This is a genomic window from Dakarella massiliensis, assembly GCF_001182045.1.
GTDB classification, from domain to species: Bacteria; Pseudomonadota; Gammaproteobacteria; order Burkholderiales; family Burkholderiaceae_F; genus Mesosutterella; species Mesosutterella massiliensis.
In genome coordinates this window covers 271,771-288,080 of sequence record NZ_CVTY01000005.1, presented here as the reverse complement: position 1 = coordinate 288,080, position 16,310 = coordinate 271,771, and the positions used below count along the sequence as shown (strand labels likewise).

At 58.7% G+C, this 16,310-nt stretch carries 15 protein-coding genes; 12 read left to right on the top strand and 3 right to left on the bottom strand.

The genetic code is table 11. From position 1 onward, the window contains the following. Positions 1–3 precede the first annotated feature (3 nt). The 8 genes from BN1936_RS03015 to BN1936_RS02980 all read left to right on the top strand — a co-directional run bounded on the left by BN1936_RS03015 (position 4) and on the right by BN1936_RS02980 (position 8,534). A complete protein-coding gene (locus BN1936_RS03015) occupies positions 4–1,005 on the top strand; it encodes a PhoH family protein (RefSeq protein ID WP_049686604.1) in 1,002 nt (333 codons plus the stop codon). After that, positions 992–1,480, top strand: coding sequence for an rRNA maturation RNase YbeY (gene ybeY, locus BN1936_RS03010; RefSeq protein ID WP_022442823.1), 489 nt, complete (start codon positions 992–994; stop codon positions 1,478–1,480). Before BN1936_RS03015 ends, ybeY begins: the two co-directional genes overlap by 14 nt. 15 nt (positions 1,481–1,495) lie before the next feature. Next, the gene (locus BN1936_RS03005) at positions 1,496–2,374 is read left to right on the top strand and encodes an HlyC/CorC family transporter (protein WP_022442824.1); all 879 of its coding nucleotides are present in this window, start codon (positions 1,496–1,498) and stop codon (positions 2,372–2,374) included. Next, on the top strand, positions 2,371–3,924 hold the full coding sequence (gene lnt / locus BN1936_RS03000; RefSeq protein WP_049686603.1) for an apolipoprotein N-acyltransferase: 1,554 nt from the start codon (positions 2,371–2,373) through the stop codon (positions 3,922–3,924). The genes BN1936_RS03005 and lnt overlap by 4 nt, the downstream gene beginning before the upstream one ends. 90 nt (positions 3,925–4,014) lie before the next feature. Beyond that, positions 4,015–4,932, top strand: a complete 918-nt coding sequence (gene glyQ, locus BN1936_RS02995; protein WP_022443680.1) for a glycine--tRNA ligase subunit alpha — start codon at positions 4,015–4,017, stop codon at positions 4,930–4,932. 1 nt (position 4,933) lies between these two features. After that, positions 4,934–7,021, top strand: a complete 2,088-nt coding sequence (gene glyS / locus BN1936_RS02990; protein ID WP_049686602.1) for a glycine--tRNA ligase subunit beta — start codon at positions 4,934–4,936, stop codon at positions 7,019–7,021. A gap of 9 nt (positions 7,022–7,030) precedes the next feature. After that, entirely contained in the window at positions 7,031–7,771 is a 741-nt protein-coding gene (locus BN1936_RS02985) for a lysophospholipid acyltransferase family protein (RefSeq protein ID WP_049686601.1), read from the top strand. Beyond that, on the top strand, positions 7,764–8,534 hold the full coding sequence (locus BN1936_RS02980; RefSeq protein WP_049686600.1) for a M48 family metallopeptidase: 771 nt from the start codon (positions 7,764–7,766) through the stop codon (positions 8,532–8,534). The genes BN1936_RS02985 and BN1936_RS02980 overlap by 8 nt, the downstream gene beginning before the upstream one ends. A 13-nt stretch (positions 8,535–8,547) precedes the next feature. Here the strand turns inward: BN1936_RS02980 and rsmA are convergent, their stop codons facing one another. From rsmA to BN1936_RS02965, 3 genes are all read right to left on the bottom strand, one after another. Continuing rightward, positions 8,548–9,348: a 16S rRNA (adenine(1518)-N(6)/adenine(1519)-N(6))-dimethyltransferase RsmA gene (rsmA, locus tag BN1936_RS02975; RefSeq protein WP_022443684.1), complete on the bottom strand. Its 801-nt coding sequence runs from the start codon at positions 9,346–9,348 to the stop codon at positions 8,548–8,550. A gap of 138 nt (positions 9,349–9,486) precedes the next feature. Then, a complete protein-coding gene (locus BN1936_RS02970) occupies positions 9,487–10,872 on the bottom strand; it encodes a peptidylprolyl isomerase (RefSeq protein WP_053101789.1) in 1,386 nt (461 codons plus the stop codon). Then, positions 10,865–13,165: an LPS-assembly protein LptD gene (locus BN1936_RS02965; RefSeq protein ID WP_049686599.1), complete on the bottom strand. Its 2,301-nt coding sequence runs from the start codon at positions 13,163–13,165 to the stop codon at positions 10,865–10,867. Before BN1936_RS02965 ends, BN1936_RS02970 begins: the two co-directional genes overlap by 8 nt. Positions 13,166–13,303: 138 nt before the next feature. On the opposite strand from BN1936_RS02965, the gene BN1936_RS02960 reads away from it, so the two are divergent. From BN1936_RS02960 to BN1936_RS02945, 4 genes are all read left to right on the top strand, one after another. Next, positions 13,304–14,338: an aminoglycoside phosphotransferase family protein gene (locus BN1936_RS02960; RefSeq protein WP_022442877.1), complete on the top strand. Its 1,035-nt coding sequence runs from the start codon at positions 13,304–13,306 to the stop codon at positions 14,336–14,338. After that, a complete protein-coding gene (locus BN1936_RS02955) occupies positions 14,338–15,021 on the top strand; it encodes a nucleotidyltransferase family protein (RefSeq protein WP_022442876.1) in 684 nt (227 codons plus the stop codon). The genes BN1936_RS02960 and BN1936_RS02955 overlap by 1 nt, the downstream gene beginning before the upstream one ends. Continuing rightward, positions 15,018–15,983, top strand: a complete 966-nt coding sequence (dusB, locus tag BN1936_RS02950) for a tRNA dihydrouridine synthase DusB (RefSeq protein WP_022442875.1) — start codon at positions 15,018–15,020, stop codon at positions 15,981–15,983. Before BN1936_RS02955 ends, dusB begins: the two co-directional genes overlap by 4 nt. A 127-nt stretch (positions 15,984–16,110) precedes the next feature. Further along, on the top strand, positions 16,111–16,308 hold the full coding sequence (locus tag BN1936_RS02945; RefSeq protein WP_049686682.1) for a helix-turn-helix domain-containing protein: 198 nt from the start codon (positions 16,111–16,113) through the stop codon (positions 16,306–16,308). Positions 16,309–16,310: the final 2 nt, after the last annotated feature.

Genomic DNA, 16,310 nt, shown 5'->3' with positions numbered 1-16,310 from the left:
TCGATGTCAAATGAAAAGGAAGAGACGCGGCAGCTGGAATTTTCGGCTGACGCGAGCAATGCAGAGCTCGCCAATCTGACGGGACCGCTCGACGCCAATCTCCGCCAGATTGAGACCATTCTGGATGTCAGCATCGCGCGGCGCGGCAATGTTTTCCACGTAAGCGGCAGCACCTCGCACGCCCGGCGTGCGATTCATGCACTGCAGAGGCTTCTGAGCCGCATCCGCACAACGGGCGAGGAACTGTCGGCCAAAGACCTTCAGCTCTTCTTCGTTGATGAAAGAACGGAAACCGAGGACATCCCGCAGGATGACAGTCTCGCGCCGCTTAAGACCCGCAGGCGTGATCTCCGCGGCCGGACGCCGCGTCAGCGTGACTACATCAAGGCGATCCAGGACTGCGACATCGCTTTCGGTATCGGCCCCGCGGGCACCGGCAAAACATATCTTGCCGTTGCCTCCGCGGTCGACGCCTATGAGCGGAATACGGTTGAGCGGATCATTCTCACGCGCCCGGCGGTCGAAGCCGGCGAAAGGCTCGGCTTCCTTCCGGGCGACCTGTCCCAGAAAGTGGATCCTTATCTCCGTCCGCTCTACGACGCGCTCTTCGATCTTCTCGGGTTTGAGAAGACCCGCACGCTGATGGAGCGTCAGACGATTGAGATCGCGCCGCTCGCTTATATGCGCGGCAGAACGCTGAACAACGCCTTTATCATTCTTGATGAGGCGCAGAATACGACTCCTGAGCAGATGAAGATGTTCCTCACCCGTATCGGTTTCGGCTCGAAAGCGGTTATCACGGGCGATATCACCCAGATTGACCTGCCGCGCGGCACACACAGCGGGCTGATTCAGGCTCAGCATGTGCTCGCGGGAGTCCGCGGCATTGCGTTCACCTACTTCACGGCGGCCGACGTCGTCCGTCACCCGCTGGTAGCCCGGATCGTCGAAGCGTACGAGAAGGACGCGGAATCAAGGGAAAAAGGCAGACATGGAATCGAATAACGAAGCCGGAGCCGAAGAGGCTCAGGACAAAGAATCACCCGTTTCTGTTTATTATTTACAGAACGAACTGTTTCCGGAACTTCCGAGCGAAGACGTCATGACCTCCTGGGTCGCGGCTGCCGCCGAACGTCCGGTGAATATTACGATCCGCTTTGTTGACAAAGAGGAAGGCTACGAGCTCAACAGCCGCTACCGCCACAAGGACTACGCGACCAACGTTCTCACCTTCGACTATCAGCATGAGCCCGTCGTTGAGGCAGATATCGTCATCTGCGTCCCCGTGCTTGTCGAACAGGCAAAAGAGCAGCAGAAAACCTTCCTGCAGCATCTCTGCCACCTGATTGTTCACGGTACGCTGCACGCGCATGGCTATGACCACATCACTGAAGAGCAGGCGAATGTGATGGAACCTCTGGAAATCAAAATCCTGCAGTCTCTGGGGTTCCCGGATCCGTATCAGGACCGGGACCTTTAAAAGGCAATTCTTACTATGACTTCTGACCCACCCTCGTCACAGAAGGGAACTGAACCGAGCTTCCTGCAGAGGCTCACCGCGTCCCTTTTTCACGAGCCTGCCTCCGATGCCCACGAGCAGTTTGTCTCGGCGCTGCGCGCCGCAAAAACGAACGGCGTTCTGAGTGATGACGCGCTCTTCATGATTGAAGGCGTGCTGAAGATTTCGGAACTCTCCGCCTCGGACATCATGGTTCCGAGAAGCCAGATCAAGGCGATCGACATCTCGGAGCCCCAGGACCAGTGGCTGAGGGAAGCGAATCAGAGCGGACACTCGCGCTTCCCGGTAATCGATGGTGATTTCAGCGACGTGAAGGGACTTCTTCACGCCAAGGATCTCCTTACCGCGCTTCTCCACTCTGACTACCGGCTGGAAGAGCACCTGAGAGAGGCAAAGTTCATCCCTGAAACGATGCCGCTCAATCTCCTTCTGAAGGAATTCAAGCGGGAGCATCAGCATCTCGCGCTCGTTGTGGATGAGTTCGGTGAAGTGACCGGCCTTCTCACGATTGAAGACGTGCTGGAGCAGATCGTCGGCGATATCGATGACGAATTCGACACGGTCGATATTGATGCGGGAAATATTGTGAGTGAATCCCGCGGACGCTGGAAAATACGCGCTATTACGCACCTCACGCAGTTCAATCAGTATTTCGGCGCGAACATCACGGATCCGCACTGTGAAACGATCGGCGGCATCATCGCCGACCGCCTCGAACGGGTTCCCCGCCCGGGTGATCAGCTGACCGTTGACGGTTTCCGGTTCAAAGTGCTCCGGGCTGATGACCGCCAGGCAAAGGTGCTGCTCGTGGAACGCGCTCCCAAAGCGGCTTCCGACAAGGGAGCTCTGGCGTGAATTTCCGGCTGAGTGCAGCTGCGGCGGCCGCCGGCGGCCTCCTTTACGCGTCTCCGTTCTTTCCTCACGGCGCGGAATGGGTTTCGCAGATCGCCGCCTTTATCGGCCTCGCCGGTCTGCTCTTCAGTATCCGGGAAGAGACGTCCTGGAAAAAGGCCTCGCTCCTCGGCTTCATTTTCGGGCTCTTGGCTTTTACGCCTGGACTCTCCTGGCTCTACCAGAGCCTTCACGACTTCGGAGGGCTTCCGGCGCCGCTGTCAGGCGCCGCGCTGCTCCTGATGGGAGCCGCGAATTCCATCTTCACTGCCCTGGCGGCCGCGGCCGTGTCCAGAGTCCGCCCAGGCCCTCTCCGCGCTGCGGCGGCTTTCCCCGCTTCCTTCGTGTTTTTTGACTGGATCCGGGGCGCCGCGCTCTGCTCCTTCCCCTGGATTTCCTTCGGATACATTCAGACCGGGACCCCGTTTGAGGGATTCGCTCCGGTCGGCGGTGTTTATGCCTCGGAGCTCGCAGCCACACTGACCCTTGGTCTTATCTTCGCGGCCGCGCTTCTGCGGGGGAACGCGAAGCGGCAGTGCGCCTGTATCGCGGCTGCGGCCGCGCTTCTGATTTCGGGGCAGGCGCTCCGTGCGGTCAGCTGGACCGTTCCCGGAGAGCTGCTGTCCGTCCGTCTCGTACAGCCGGATCTGCCGCTCGCCGGACTGTCCGGCGTTGAGCCGCTTTCTCAGTCCGAGCGAATCGCCCGCGCGATGCGGCTTTCCTCTCCTGAGGGACGCCCGATCGCAGACCGCACACTGATCATCTGGCCCGAATCCGTCATCAACACTTCCATTCAGCGCCTGATGCCGGAAGAGGTGTCGATGATCCGTCTTCCTGCTCCGGAAAAGGGAACTTCTCTCGTTCTGAACGCGTTCTGGGAACCGCATCCGCGCGAATTCCGGAACTCACTTTTTCTCCTGACTCCCGGCTCTGATACGCAGCGCTACGACAAGCGTCATCTTGTGCCGTTCGGGGAATTTGTGCCGCCGGGCTTCCATTGGTTCGTCCACGCGCTGGGGATTCCGATGAGCGACCAGACACCGGGGGACCGTTTTCAGAAGCCGCTTTATCTTCCGCAGCAGGGCATTACCGTGGCCCCGATGATCTGCTACGAGAATTCCTTCGGTGACGAGCTGTCGGACTTCTGGAGGAATGACGGAAAGAGCCGGATGCCGAATGTGCTTCTCGTGAGCTCGAACCTCGCCTGGTTTTCACCGGCCGTGCAGTATCAGCATCTGCTCTTCAGCCGGATGAGAGCGCTGGAAACCGCGCTCCCGCTGATTTCTGTGAATAACAACGGCTCCTCCGCTCTTATCAGCCCGCGGGGCGTCATTACGTACGAAGCCGGCCTCGGTCCTGTCTCAAAGGATGCGGTTATCCGCACGGCGGACGGCGGTCCGACTCCCTATATACGCGTCGGGAATGCGCCAGCCATTCTCCTCTGCATTCTCCTTTTTGCGGCAGTCTTTTTCAGAGAATCGCGGAGCAAAAACAAAAAAACGCCAACCATCTAAAATGATGGCTTCATTCTGATTCTATGATGACTGTGTTGCGATGCAGAAAACGGTCATCTTTTCCCTCCAAGAGGGGGCAGTTAGGAAAAAATGATCTCTTTTCAGGAAGTCATCCTGCGCCTGCAGGATTATTGGAATAAGCAGGGCTGCGCATTGCTACAGCCGATCGACACCGAAGTCGGTGCCGGCACTTCTCACACGGCAACCTTCCTCCGGGCCCTTGGGCCGGAGCCCTGGCGCGCAGCCTATGTTCAGCCGTCTCGCCGTCCGAAGGATGCCCGTTACGGCGAGAACCCGAACCGTCTCTATCAGCATCACCAGTTCCAGGTTGTCCTGAAACCCGCCCCCGTCAATATCGTTGACCTGTATCTCGGCAGTCTGAAGGTGCTCGGCATCGACACGTCACTGCATGATATCCGCTTCGTTGAGGATAACTGGGAAAATCCGACGCTTGGCGCCTGGGGTCTCGGCTGGGAAATCTGGATGGACGGCATGGAAGTGACCCAGTTCACGTATTTCCAGCAGGTGGGCGGTCTTCCCTGCAAGCCGATCACCGGCGAAATCACGTACGGTCTGGAGCGCCTCTGCATGTATCTGCAGAACTGCGACAACGTGTTCGATCTCGTCTACACCCGCTGGGGCGAAGGCGACCGTCAGCGCACGCTGACCTACGGTGACGTGTTCCACCAGAACGAATATGAGCAGTCCGTTTTCACCTTTGAGAAATCGGATCCTGCGAAGCTCCTGAAGCTGTTCGATTACTTCGAAACCGAAGCCAAGCGCCTGATGGACCTGCAGCTCGCCCTGCCGGCCTATGAAATGGTGCTGAAGGCCGGCCACACCTTCAACCTTCTTGATGCCCGCGGTGCAATTTCCGTGACGGAACGCGCCCACTACATCTCCCGCATCAGAAACATCTCCCGTGCTGTTGCACAAAGCTATTACGACTCCCGCGAGCGCCTGGGATTCCCGATGCTGAATAAGGCTGATAAGAAGGAGGAGGCCTGAAATGACGAATCTGCTAGTTGAACTCCAGACGGAAGAGCTGCCGCCGAAAGCCCTTGATACGCTTTCCAAGGCCTTCGGAAATGAAATCGCGAAGAGCCTCGCGGCACAGCACCTGACGGAAGCCGGTTCGGTTGCCACCTGCTACGGGACGCCCCGCCGCCTCGCGGTTCACATCACGAACGTGCTCGGCCACTCTGCCGATGAACCTTTCTCCAAGAAGCTGATGCCGAAGGCGATCGGCCTTGACGCTGAGGGCAAGCCCGCGGCTCCCCTTCTGAAGAAGCTTCAGGCTCTTGGCCTCGGCGCCGACGCCAAGCTCGTCACGAAGACTGAAGGCGGCAAGGACTTCCTCTACGTTGAAGACACGAAGCCCGGCATTCCGCTCGCCGAAGGTCTCCAGGCTGCCATCGAAGACTCCGCCAAGAAGCTCCCGATCCCGCGCGTGATGAGCTATCAGCTCCCCGACGGTGAAACGACGGTTGAGTTTGTCCGCCCGGTCCGTTATCTCACGGCGCTTTACGGTGAAGACGTGGTTCCGGTTTCGTTCCTTGGCCTTAAGGCCGGACGCGTGACCCGCGGCCACCGCTTTATGTCTGCCGGCGAAATGACGATCGACAGCGCGGATTCCTATGCGGAACAGCTGAAGAACGCCTGTGTCATGGTCTCTTACGCTGACCGCCGCGCTCTGATCTGCCAGCTCCTCAACGACAAGGCTGCCGAACTCGGCGGCACGGCCATCATGCCGGAGGCTCTGCTTGATGAAGTCACCGCGCTCACTGAGTGGCCTGTGGTGTATGCCTCCGAATTCGAGAAGGAATACCTCTCGGTTCCGGAAGAGTGCCTGATTCTCACGATGCAGCTGAATCAGAAGTACTTCCCGCTCCGCGACGCTTCCGGCCGCCTCATGAATAAGTTCCTGCTCGTCTCGCAGCTCGTTGCGGCTGACGGCGGCAAGGAAATCAGCGCCGGCAACGCCCGCGTGGTCCGCGCCCGTCTGGCTGACGCCAAGTTCTTCTATGAAACCGACCTGAAGGAAACGCTGGAAAGCCGCGTTCCCGGCCTGAAGAATGCGGTGTACCACGCAAAGCTCGGCAGCCAGTTTGAAAGAACTGACCGTGTCCGCGCGATGGCAGGCCTCATCGCCATCGGCCTTCACGCGAGCCCCGAGGATGCTGCCCGCGCGGCCTACCTCGCGAAGGCTGACCTCCGCACCCTGATGGTGGGCGAATTCCCTGAACTCCAGGGCATCATGGGTCAGTACTACGCTCAGCATGACGGTGAAAAGGCTGATGTCGCTCTCGCGATCCGTGAGCACTACCAGCCCCGCTTCGCCGGCGACGCGCTGCCCTCCACTCCGGTGAGCCTCGCTCTTGCTATCGCTGACAAGCTCGAAACCCTGACCGGCCTCTTCGGTATCGGCCAGATGCCGACCGGTGAAAAGGATCCGTACGCTCTCCGCCGCCATGCGATCAGCATTCTGCGCATGGTGATCGAGAAGAATCTCTCGGTGAAGCTTTCCGACCTCCTTAACCTCGGCTTTGAAATTGAGCGCCACGTCGAAGGTGTCAAGGATGCCCGCAAGGAACTCCGCGACTTCTTCTTCGACCGTATGCGCGTCATGTTCAAGGATCAGGGTTACACCGCTCAGGAAATCGACGCTGTGCTGAGCCTGGATCCGGATCAGCTGAACGAGATCCCGGCCCGCCTCGCTGCGGTCCGCGCCTTTGAGAAGCTGCCGGAATCGGAAGCGCTCGCTGCCGCGAACAAGCGTATCAGCAACATCCTGAAGAAGATCGAGGGCGAAGTCCCGACCAAGATCGATCCGGCGCTTTTCGAGAGCGACGCCGAAAAGGCGCTCTCCTCCGCCATCGATCAGGTTGAGCCCGCCGCTCTTGCGGACTTCGAAGCCGGCCACTACGAGGAAATGCTTTCCCGCCTTTCCACGCTGAAGGCTCCGGTTGACGAGTTCTTCGATAAGGTCATGGTAAACGCTGACGATCCCGCTCTGCGTGCCAACCGCCAGGCGCTCCTCGCCCGTCTCCACCACCTGATGAATCAGGTTGCCGAGCTTGCGAAGATTGCTCAGTAATCGGAGGTGATGGCTGTGAATACAGTTCGAGGTTTCATCTTTTATATCGTTCTGGCGATCACGGTCATCCCCGTCTGCTTCATCGTCCTCATTCTCACGCCGTTCACCCGGGCCGAAACCCGGTACGGCGTCATGAGGGCCTGGGGCAGGTTCGTGATTGCCGCGCTCCGTGTGATCTGCGGCGTCCGGGTTCAGGTGAAGGGTATGGAGAACTGCCCGAAGGGCCCTGTCGTTGTGCTGTCCAAGCATCAGTCGGCATGGGAAACCTTCTGGCTGGGCGCCTATCTCCCCTACCCCGGCGCCTATGTTTACAAGGAGTCGCTCAACCGCATTCCGTTCTTCGGCTGGGCTCTCTGGTCCTTCGGGCTGCTGTCCATTGACCGCAGCAACGGCCGCAGCGCCTTCCGCACCCTGGTCACCAAAGGCCCCGCCTTCCTCAAGCGGGGATGGTGGATCATTCTCTTCCCGGAAGGCACCCGCGTGCCTCCTGGCGAGCATGTGAAATTCAAGACGGGCGGAGCGAGGCTGGCAGCCGCTACCGGCGCTCCCATCCTTCCTGTCGCGCTGAATTCCGGTGTCTGCTGGCCGAAGAATTCCATTGCGAAGATCCCGGGCACCATCACGGTGTCGATCGGTAAGCCGATCCCTACCGAGGGACGTGATCTCAAAGCGGTGGAAGCTGAGGTCGCTGACTGGATCACCACGGAAAGCGACGCCCTGCTCCTTCCGCATCCCGCAAAGAATGCCTAAGAAGCTCGAACCGGACTCTGTCCGGATCATCGATCTGCCGGCTCCGGAGAGTCCCTCCGGGGCCGTTTCTGTACGGTATACGCTCTACCGCTCCCGCCGCCGCACAATCGGCTTCAGAGTGGACTCCTCAGGAGTTTCCGTCCTCGCCCCCATGCGGGCGCCGATCAGGCTCATTGAGATGTCGCTCGTGAGGAACAGCGCCTGGGTGATAAAGCATCTCGCGGCGCGCGCGAAACAGCGTGAGGAAAGCGGTATTCCGAGGACCGTTTTCGCGGACGGAGGAGAACTTCCCTATCGGGGCCGGGTTCTCAGAATTGCACTCAGTTCAGAGGTCTCGGCGCCTCAGATCAGAACCGCTGGAAATGGGAATCTGGAACTCCGGATTCCCGCCTCCGAAGGAGAGGATCCGGCACGCCTGAAAGAAATCATCACGCTCTGGATGAAGCGCGAGGCTGTCCGCGTGATCCGCGAACGGTTCGACTATGTGCAGCAGTTCGCTCCGCGTGCCGCTGCCTCACTGCGATTGAATTCCGCCAGAACGCTCTGGGGGAGCTGCAGCGCCTCAGGCGCTATCCGTCTCAACTGGCGGCTGATCTTTTTTGATAATGACGCGATCGATTACGTCGCGGCCCATGAACTTGCGCACCTGGTTGAAATGAACCACAGCGAGCGCTTCTGGGCTCAGGTCCGGGCGATCAAACCGAACTACGAAAAGGCGAGAGCGGCGCTCCGTAAGGTTGTTATCGGAGATCTGCCGCTCTGACTCAGCCCGGTGCTCAGCCCGCCGCGCGCTTCGCGAGATACACGCGGGTCAGCGACTCAAAGTCGCTCACAGAGAGCGTTTCCGCCCGGACACCCGGGTTGATTCCGGCGGACTCAATTTCCTCCGCCGTCAGCAGTTTCCCAAGCGAATTCCGGAGCGTTTTTCTTCTCATGCTGAAAGAGGCCGCCACCACTTCCGAGTAGGCGGCATCTTCTTCCGGAGAAGTCTCTTCACGCGCAATCGGGATCATCCGCACCACGCTCGACGTGACCTTGGGAGCCGGTGTGAAAGCGCCCGGCGGCACATCGAAGAGCTTCATCATGCGGTAGTAGCGCTGAAGCACCGCGGAGAGCCTGCCATAGGTCTTTCCGCCCGGCGGGCTCACCATGCGGTCCACCACTTCCTTCTGCAGCATAAAATGCTGATCCGTCACACGGCCGCGGACCGCGATCAGGGAAATGAGAAGCGGGCTCGAAATGTTGTAGGGAAGATTTCCGAAGATCCGAAGTTTTTCCCCGGGGTGCACTTTCGACCAGTCAAGCTTCAGGGCGTCCGCCTCAATCAGCTCAAGCGTCTCCGGGAAAATGCTTCGCAGCCAGGCAGCGAGATCACGGTCAATCTCAATCGCCGTTTCGTGCCCGCTCTTCGCGATGATTTCACGGGTGAGCGCCGCCTGTCCCGGACCGATTTCAATCAGCACCTGCTCAGGCTGGGGGTCGATCGAATCGACAATTTTTCCGATCCAATGCGGGTCATTGAGGAAGTTCTGCCCAAAGCGCTTGCGGGCGTGATGACCTTCAAGTTTTTGCACCATTGCAGTTCTTTTCTCTGATTATGTTTCGAGAGGCGGAGGGCAGATGCCCGGCGCCTCTCGAGGAAAGGATGTGCTTCTCTCCAAAGTCTGATCCGGAGAAAACCAACGGGGCAGCTGTCTGCCCCGCGGATGCCGTGATCAGTTGCCGACCTGGCGGATTTCAACGTAAGCCTTGTCGCGGAGCTCACGCTGCCAGTTCGTCACAGCTTCTGCGAGCTTCTTCTCACGAAGAGCCTGGAGCGCGGCCAGACGGACACGGCGGGGATCCGCCTTGGCGTCCTTACGCTCTTCCACCTGAATCAGGTGATATCCGAAACGCGACTTGATCGGCTCAGAAACCTCACCCGGCTTCAGCTTATCCATCGCGGATTCGAACTCTGGAACGGTATCGCCCGGCTGCAGCCAGCCAAGTTCGCCGCCGCGGGTCGAGGACGGGTCAACAGAATGGAGACGCGCCATCGTCTGGAAGTCTTCCTTGCCGGCAAGAATCTTGTTACGGATATCCGTGAGGCGGCTGACAACACTCGCTTCAGGCGTGAGCTGGGAGACCTGCATCAGGATGTGGCGCGCGCGGGTCATATGAATGAGACCGCCGTTAGCCGGATTATCAATGCCATTACGGACGCCGGTCACCTTCACGATGTGGAATCCGGAGCTGTCCTGGGAGAGCTCGACAGAACCATTCTGATGGTGTTCCTGAATCGCATTCCAGAGCGCGGTCGGCATGTTCTGGCTGGTTCTCCAGCCAAGTTCACCGCCATTCATGCTGTCACCGGCCTTCGAGTACGACACGGCGAGCGAACTGAAATCCTCACCCGACTTCGCGCGCTTCAGAATGTCTTCGGCGAGAGCCTTGGCCTTGGCGACATCCGTTCCGGCATCGGTCGGAATCAGAATGTGACTGATGTGATACTCGGTCGCGGCCGCCCCCTTGCCCTGAGAGGCAAGATACGAGTCGATCTCGGACTCCGGAATATGAATCTGAGAATCCACTTCACGCTCACGGAGACGCTGCGCCACGATTTCACGGCGGATCTGTTCACGGAACGCGGCAAACGGGACACCGTCCTTCGCGAGATCAGACTGCATCTGGGCGACGGTTACCTTGTTGTTCGCGGCGATCTGCTCGATTGCGGCGCTCACCATTGCGTCATCCACACGGATGCCGACTTCGCGGGCATGCTGCTCAACCGCCTTATCCATGATCAGCTGATCAAGAACCTGCCGGCGGAGCACGTCCATCGGCGGCAGCTTGATGTTCTGACGGCGGAGATTGAGCGCCGCGATATGGGTCTGCTGCTGCAGTTCAAACTCAGTAATGACATCGTCATTCACGACTGCGGCGATTTCATCAAGCGGGCGGGCGCCTTCAGCGGGTTTCACCGCGGCGGCCGCCGGCGCGGCCGGGAGCGTGCGCGTCGGTGCGCTCTGGGCGGGAGTCTTCAGCTGCGCCTGAGCAGTAAAAGCCGTAGAGGAAGCAGCCAGGACGACAAGCGCGAGGCTGGTAATGCGGAAATTAGTCATAGTATTCATACCGTCCAGTCACACTGGGTACCGGGCTCCGGCTCTGGTACCCGGGAATGCTTTCCTGCAATTCGGAAACAGGGTTGGTTCCGACCGATCCTAAACCATTCAGTTCAAGCTGCAGGAAGAAAGTATTGTCATATTTGTTTGTAGATGTTATGTACCGCTGCACCACTGCGCGGAGCGTCCAGCAGTCGGCGTGATACTCAAAGCCGCCCAGCGCTTCAATGATGCCCTTCTTGTTGAAGGAATAATTGTAGCGGCCCACCACATAAAGCTTATCGGTGATCGGCCACTGAGCGGCAAGGTCGAGCTGCTTGATGTTGTTATAGGTGTCGTTCGGCGCGTAGTTATAGCGGTAATAGAGACTCACCGCTGAGGCGCGCTTCGGCTGCCAGCGGAATCCGGCGTAGGCGCGGGATACGCGTCCCTCAGAGGATGAGTACTGCACCGTGCCGTCAGCGGTCAGAGTCCGGGTCAGACGGACGCCTACGCTGCCGAGAAGGTCACTCTTCGAATCGGTGCGGATACCCATCAGCTGATTCGTGTAGTAGTCGTAGATGCCAACCTTCTGGTCATCAAAATAGAAGCGCTGTCCGATCGTGCCGCGGAACCACTCAATACCGCTCGCTGAGTCGAGATACCGGGTCGTGAGAGCCGCGGTCAGCTGATTGGCCTGACTGATACGGTCGTAGCCCGAGAAGACACTCTCCTGGAAGAGCTGCGTGATGTTCAGGTCAGAAAGCGCGGTATCGAAGACCGGCAGGCGATCCTGATTCCGATACGGAATATAGGCGTAGAAGAGCCTCGGTTCCAGAGTCTGCTCAGCCGCGTTGCCGAACCAGCTCGTCTGACGGTCAAAGACCAGCCCCGTATCGAAGGAGAGGATCGGGACCTCGCGGCTCGCGCTCTTCTCAAGCGCCACATCGCCCATCATGGCGTCTGACTTCTGCATCGAGTACCAGGTGCCGATCCAGCGGGCCTTCGGCTCGATGAACCAGTAGGAACCGCGCAGCGGATAGCTGATGCCCTGATCGATCACAAAGCGGTCGCCGTCCGGACGGGTCGGATTCGGATGCGTGAAGCGGGTCGCCTCGATATGACCGATGTATTCGAAACCGCCGATATCGCCCTTATAGGTGTTGAACGAGAACTGCGGAACACGCTCATACGGCTGCCCCGCCTGCATGGTGGAGGTGAGTGTCTGGTTCTTCGTCACACGGAGATTGGTGGTCCAGAAGTCACGCCCGTAACCCATCCAGAAGTCCTGATTCAGAACGTTTTCCGAAGACTCACGGATGTTGCCCGAGAAGTCAGAGATGTAGTCATCGTCTGACACCCGGTTGTAGTTCACGCCGGCGTAGAAACCGTCGCGGGCATACCGATGCTCAAAATGCAGACCGTACCGGGATTCTCCATAGTCACGGTCATGCGGCATGATGTTATAGACGAGCTTGCCGGAGTAATTGGGCTGCAGATAGCGGAATTCGTTTTCCAGCATCAGACCGCGCTTCACCATCAGGTTCGGCGTGATCGTGTAGTCATAGTTCGGGGCGATATTCCAGTAGTACGGGACCGCGATCTGAATACCCTTCGACGTACTCATGCCAAGTGTCGGCGTGAGGAAACCGCTCTTTCGCTGCTGTCCGATCGGGAATTCAAACCACGGCATCATCATCACCGGAACGCCGCCGAGATAAAGGGACGCTCCCGTGCCTTCCGCCGTGAGATCCCCCTGATCAAGGTCGAGACGGTTCATATCCACCCACCAGGCGTTGTCACCCTTCGGGCAGGACGTGATCCGGGCTTTCGACATCGTGACGTGGGAACCATCAACAAAGTCCACCTGATCCGCGCAGCCCCGGAGTCCTCTCGGGCCGAACGTATAGTCCGCCTTCGGCATCGTGCCGGTTTCTGCGTCAATGCGGTAATTCGCCTGATCGCCCGTAAATACGGTGCCATCCTTGGAAAGCAGCACATTTCCCTGAGCTTCCACCTCATCAGTCACCTGCGTATAGGTGATGCGGTCGCCCTTCAGGGTTGAGCCGCCGCGGCGGATTTCCGCGTTGCCGATCAGATGAAGCACGTCCTGAGGGTTGCCCGTGACCTCATCCGCCATCGCGTAGGTTGAGGGGTTCTGCACGGTTCCGTGGGGCGAGGGATCCAGTTCCGGCACCGAATGGAGGGTCAGCAGAGCTCCTGCCATCTGTGAATAGACGCCGAAAACGCCCGCGACCGCGAGCGTGATCGGGCGAATGGGCAGAAACTTTCTTTTAAGATTGCGTGGAACCATTATGACGGGTATCAGGAAACGACATTTCTAGTATGTTGGGAATTATACGGACTAGGGCGGCCGCTATTTGTAAAAGCCTCAGACTCACGCGAAAACCGTACAATTTCAACGCTAATAATAAGTGAAGGACCTCGATTCATGCCCAATACAACCGGTACTGACACCCGCCTTGCCGAACTGAAGAACTGGCTGAGCACCTACGCCGACCAGTATGAGCTTGACCTCTCAACCATTCGGTCTGCCTCTTCAGACGCTGGCTTCCGCCGCTACTTCCGCATTGACGCGGCCGGCGGCGCCCGCAGCTACATCCTGATGGATGCGCCCCCCGGGAAGGAGGATATCCGTCCGTTTATCCGCGTTGACGCGCTCTGCGTCCGCGCCGGGCTGAATCCGCCGAAGATCCTGGCGGCGGACGAGAAACTCGGCTTCATGCTGCTCTCTGATCTCGGCCGCTACACTTATCTCGATAAGTTCAACGAAGACCGTTCACTCGCCCCGAAGTACTTTGACGCGGCGACGACGGCGCTTGTTTCGCTTCAGTCCATCAGCGAACCAGGCATTCTGCCCGAGTATTCCGAGGAAAAGATCCGCTCCGAGCTGGCTCTCTTCCCTGAGTGGTATGTGAAGCATCACCGCGGCACGGCGCTCGACGCCAAAGAGGAAAAGATCTGGAATCAGATCTGCGATCTGCTCACCGCGAGCATGCTTGCTGAGCCGAAGGTCATCGTGCACCGCGACTTCATGCCGAGAAACCTGATGGTGTCGGATCCAATGCCCGGCATTCTCGACTTTCAGGACGCTCTCCTCGGCCCGGTTTCTTATGACATCGCGAGCCTGATGCGGGACGCGTTTATCTCCTGGGATGAATCCTTCACGCTCGACATCTCAATCCGATACTGGGAAAAAGCGAGAAAAGCCGGTATCCTCGTTCCGGCTGACTTCGGGGAATTCTGGCGTCAGATCGAGTGGACCGGCATGCAGCGCCACCTGAAGGTGCTCGGCATCTTTGCCCGTCTCCAGTATCGGGATAACAAGCCGAAGTATCTTGCGGATACGCCCCGGTTCATTGCCTACGTCCGGCACGTCGCGTACCGCTATGAACAGCTGAAGCCGATTCTCGTCATCATCGACAGGCTCGAAGGACCGAGCAAATCCGAAGGATGGACCTACTGATGAACAGTGTACGGGCTCTGATCCTCGGAGCCGGGCGGGGAAAACGCATGCGCCCGCTCTCCGACTCCACACCAAAACCGCTTCTCCGATTCCAGGGGAAGCGGATGATCGACTGGCAGATAGACGCACTCATCCGGGCCGGAGTCCGGGATTTCGTCGTCAACACTGCGCATCTCGCGGATCAATTCCCGGCTCAGCTCGGGGACGGTCACGAGCGGGGGATCACGATCCGCTACTCGAAGGAAGGAAATTCCGAAGAAGCGCTTGAAACCCTCGGCGGCATCGCCAAGGCGCTCCCGCTTCTTTCTCCTGATGGCGTGACACCCTTTATTGTGGCAGCGGGCGACATCGTGACGGAGTTCGACTACTCGCGGCTTACTGCCCGGGCTGATGCGCTGACGAAGGGAGATGCCGACGCTCATCTCGTTCTGGTGCCCAATCCGGCGTTTCATGCCGCTGGCGATATGGCTCTCGAAAACGGGCTTGTCCGCCGCGCCCCGCAGGCGCTGACTTTCTCGAGCATCGGTATTTACTCACCGAGAATTTTCAAAGGTGTTCCAGCGGTCCGCGCGAAACTCTTCCCGTGGCTCTACCACTTCGCCGATCTCGGCCGTGTCACAGGGGAACTCTTCACGGGCAAATGGCGGAACATCGGCACTCCTGAGCAGCTGAACGAGCCATGAACGTCGGAGCCTTTTCTCTCTCACCCGCCGTGCTGGTCGCGCCGATGGCGGGTGTCACCGATCTTCCCTTCCGCGAGACCGTTCATGATTTCGGCCGCGTCTGGGTTGAGGGAGAAATGGTGTCCGCCAACCCCGACCTTCTTGAGTCGAATGAGTCAGAGAGGAAGATCGCCTTTGGAGACGAGCCTTCTCCCCGGATCGTGCAGCTGCTGGGAGCAGTTCCCGCCTGGATGAACCGGGCCGCTTCCTTTGTGGAAAAGTGCGGCGCTGACATTATCGATATCAACATGGGGTGCCCCGCGAAGAAGATCTGCAAGACGGACTGCGGTTCGGCCCTGATGAAGAACCTGCCTCTTGCTGACGAGATTATCCGGGGTGTCTGCGGGACCGTTTCCGTCCCTGTGACGCTCAAGATGCGGACAGGCTGGGACAGTGATCATCTGAACGCCCCGGAACTTGCCCGTATCGCGGAGTCTGCCGGCGTCAGACTGATCACCGTTCATGGAAGGACCCGTGAACAGGGCTACTCTGGAGAGGCGGAGTACCGAACGATCCGCGCCATTCGGAGCGCGGTCCGTATCCCCGTCATAGCGAACGGCGACATCGATTCTCCTCAGAAAGCCGCTTCCGTTCTGGACTTCACCGGCGCAGACGGCATCATGGTGGGACGGGGCGCTCTCGGCGCGCCGTGGCTCCCCGGACGCATCAGCGCATATCTCGAAACCGGTGTCGATCCGGGAGAGCCTTCAGCGCAGGAAAAAGCTGACACGCTGTTCCGCCACCTGAAGCGGCATATTGACTTCTATGGTGAAAAAAACGGTATCCGGTCTTTCCGCAAGCATTTACTCCGGTATCTGGAGAGATTCCCCGGCGGCACTGAGGCGTTCCGGCCTCTCTCACGCCTCAGCAATACTTCAGAACTAGTCTCCGGGCTCTCTATTTTTCTCAAGAAAGCCTTTTAGTGCTTTATCATTAGCACACAACAAGCGGGGGGGGGGGTCGGACCGGAACAGCCCCGCAGAAATTTTTTCAGAGGAATCCCGCGTGAACGAACATGCCACAACGCCTTTGCACCAGGCGCTTAATGAGATGCTGGACCAGTATTTCAGCAATCTGGAAGGAGCGCAGCCTAACCGTGTGCATGAAATGGTGATCAGTGCCGTGGAGAAGCCTCTATTCGAATACATCATGCAGCGCTGTGAGGGAAATCAGAGCGCCGCATCGGCAATTTTGGGTATTAATCGAAACACCCTGCGAAAGAAACTCCGACTTTACGGACTCCTCTGACC

Coding starts and splice junctions, on each gene's coding strand:
- BN1936_RS03015 (WP_049686604.1), top strand. CDS start 4: ATGTCAAATGAAAAGGAAGAGACGCGGCAGCTGGAATTTTCGGCTGAC.
- ybeY (WP_022442823.1), top strand. CDS start 992: ATGGAATCGAATAACGAAGCCGGAGCCGAAGAGGCTCAGGACAAAGAA.
- BN1936_RS03005 (WP_022442824.1), top strand. CDS start 1,496: ATGACTTCTGACCCACCCTCGTCACAGAAGGGAACTGAACCGAGCTTC.
- glyQ (WP_022443680.1), top strand. CDS start 4,015: ATGATCTCTTTTCAGGAAGTCATCCTGCGCCTGCAGGATTATTGGAAT.
- glyS (WP_049686602.1), top strand. CDS start 4,934: ATGACGAATCTGCTAGTTGAACTCCAGACGGAAGAGCTGCCGCCGAAA.
- BN1936_RS02985 (WP_049686601.1), top strand. CDS start 7,031: ATGGCTGTGAATACAGTTCGAGGTTTCATCTTTTATATCGTTCTGGCG.
- BN1936_RS02980 (WP_049686600.1), top strand. CDS start 7,764: ATGCCTAAGAAGCTCGAACCGGACTCTGTCCGGATCATCGATCTGCCG.
- rsmA (WP_022443684.1), bottom strand. CDS start 9,348: ATGGTGCAAAAACTTGAAGGTCATCACGCCCGCAAGCGCTTTGGGCAG.
- BN1936_RS02970 (WP_053101789.1), bottom strand. CDS start 10,872: ATGACTAATTTCCGCATTACCAGCCTCGCGCTTGTCGTCCTGGCTGCT.
- BN1936_RS02965 (WP_049686599.1), bottom strand. CDS start 13,165: ATGGTTCCACGCAATCTTAAAAGAAAGTTTCTGCCCATTCGCCCGATC.
- BN1936_RS02960 (WP_022442877.1), top strand. CDS start 13,304: ATGCCCAATACAACCGGTACTGACACCCGCCTTGCCGAACTGAAGAAC.
- BN1936_RS02955 (WP_022442876.1), top strand. CDS start 14,338: ATGAACAGTGTACGGGCTCTGATCCTCGGAGCCGGGCGGGGAAAACGC.
- dusB (WP_022442875.1), top strand. CDS start 15,018: ATGAACGTCGGAGCCTTTTCTCTCTCACCCGCCGTGCTGGTCGCGCCG.
- BN1936_RS02945 (WP_049686682.1), top strand. CDS start 16,111: ATGCTGGACCAGTATTTCAGCAATCTGGAAGGAGCGCAGCCTAACCGT.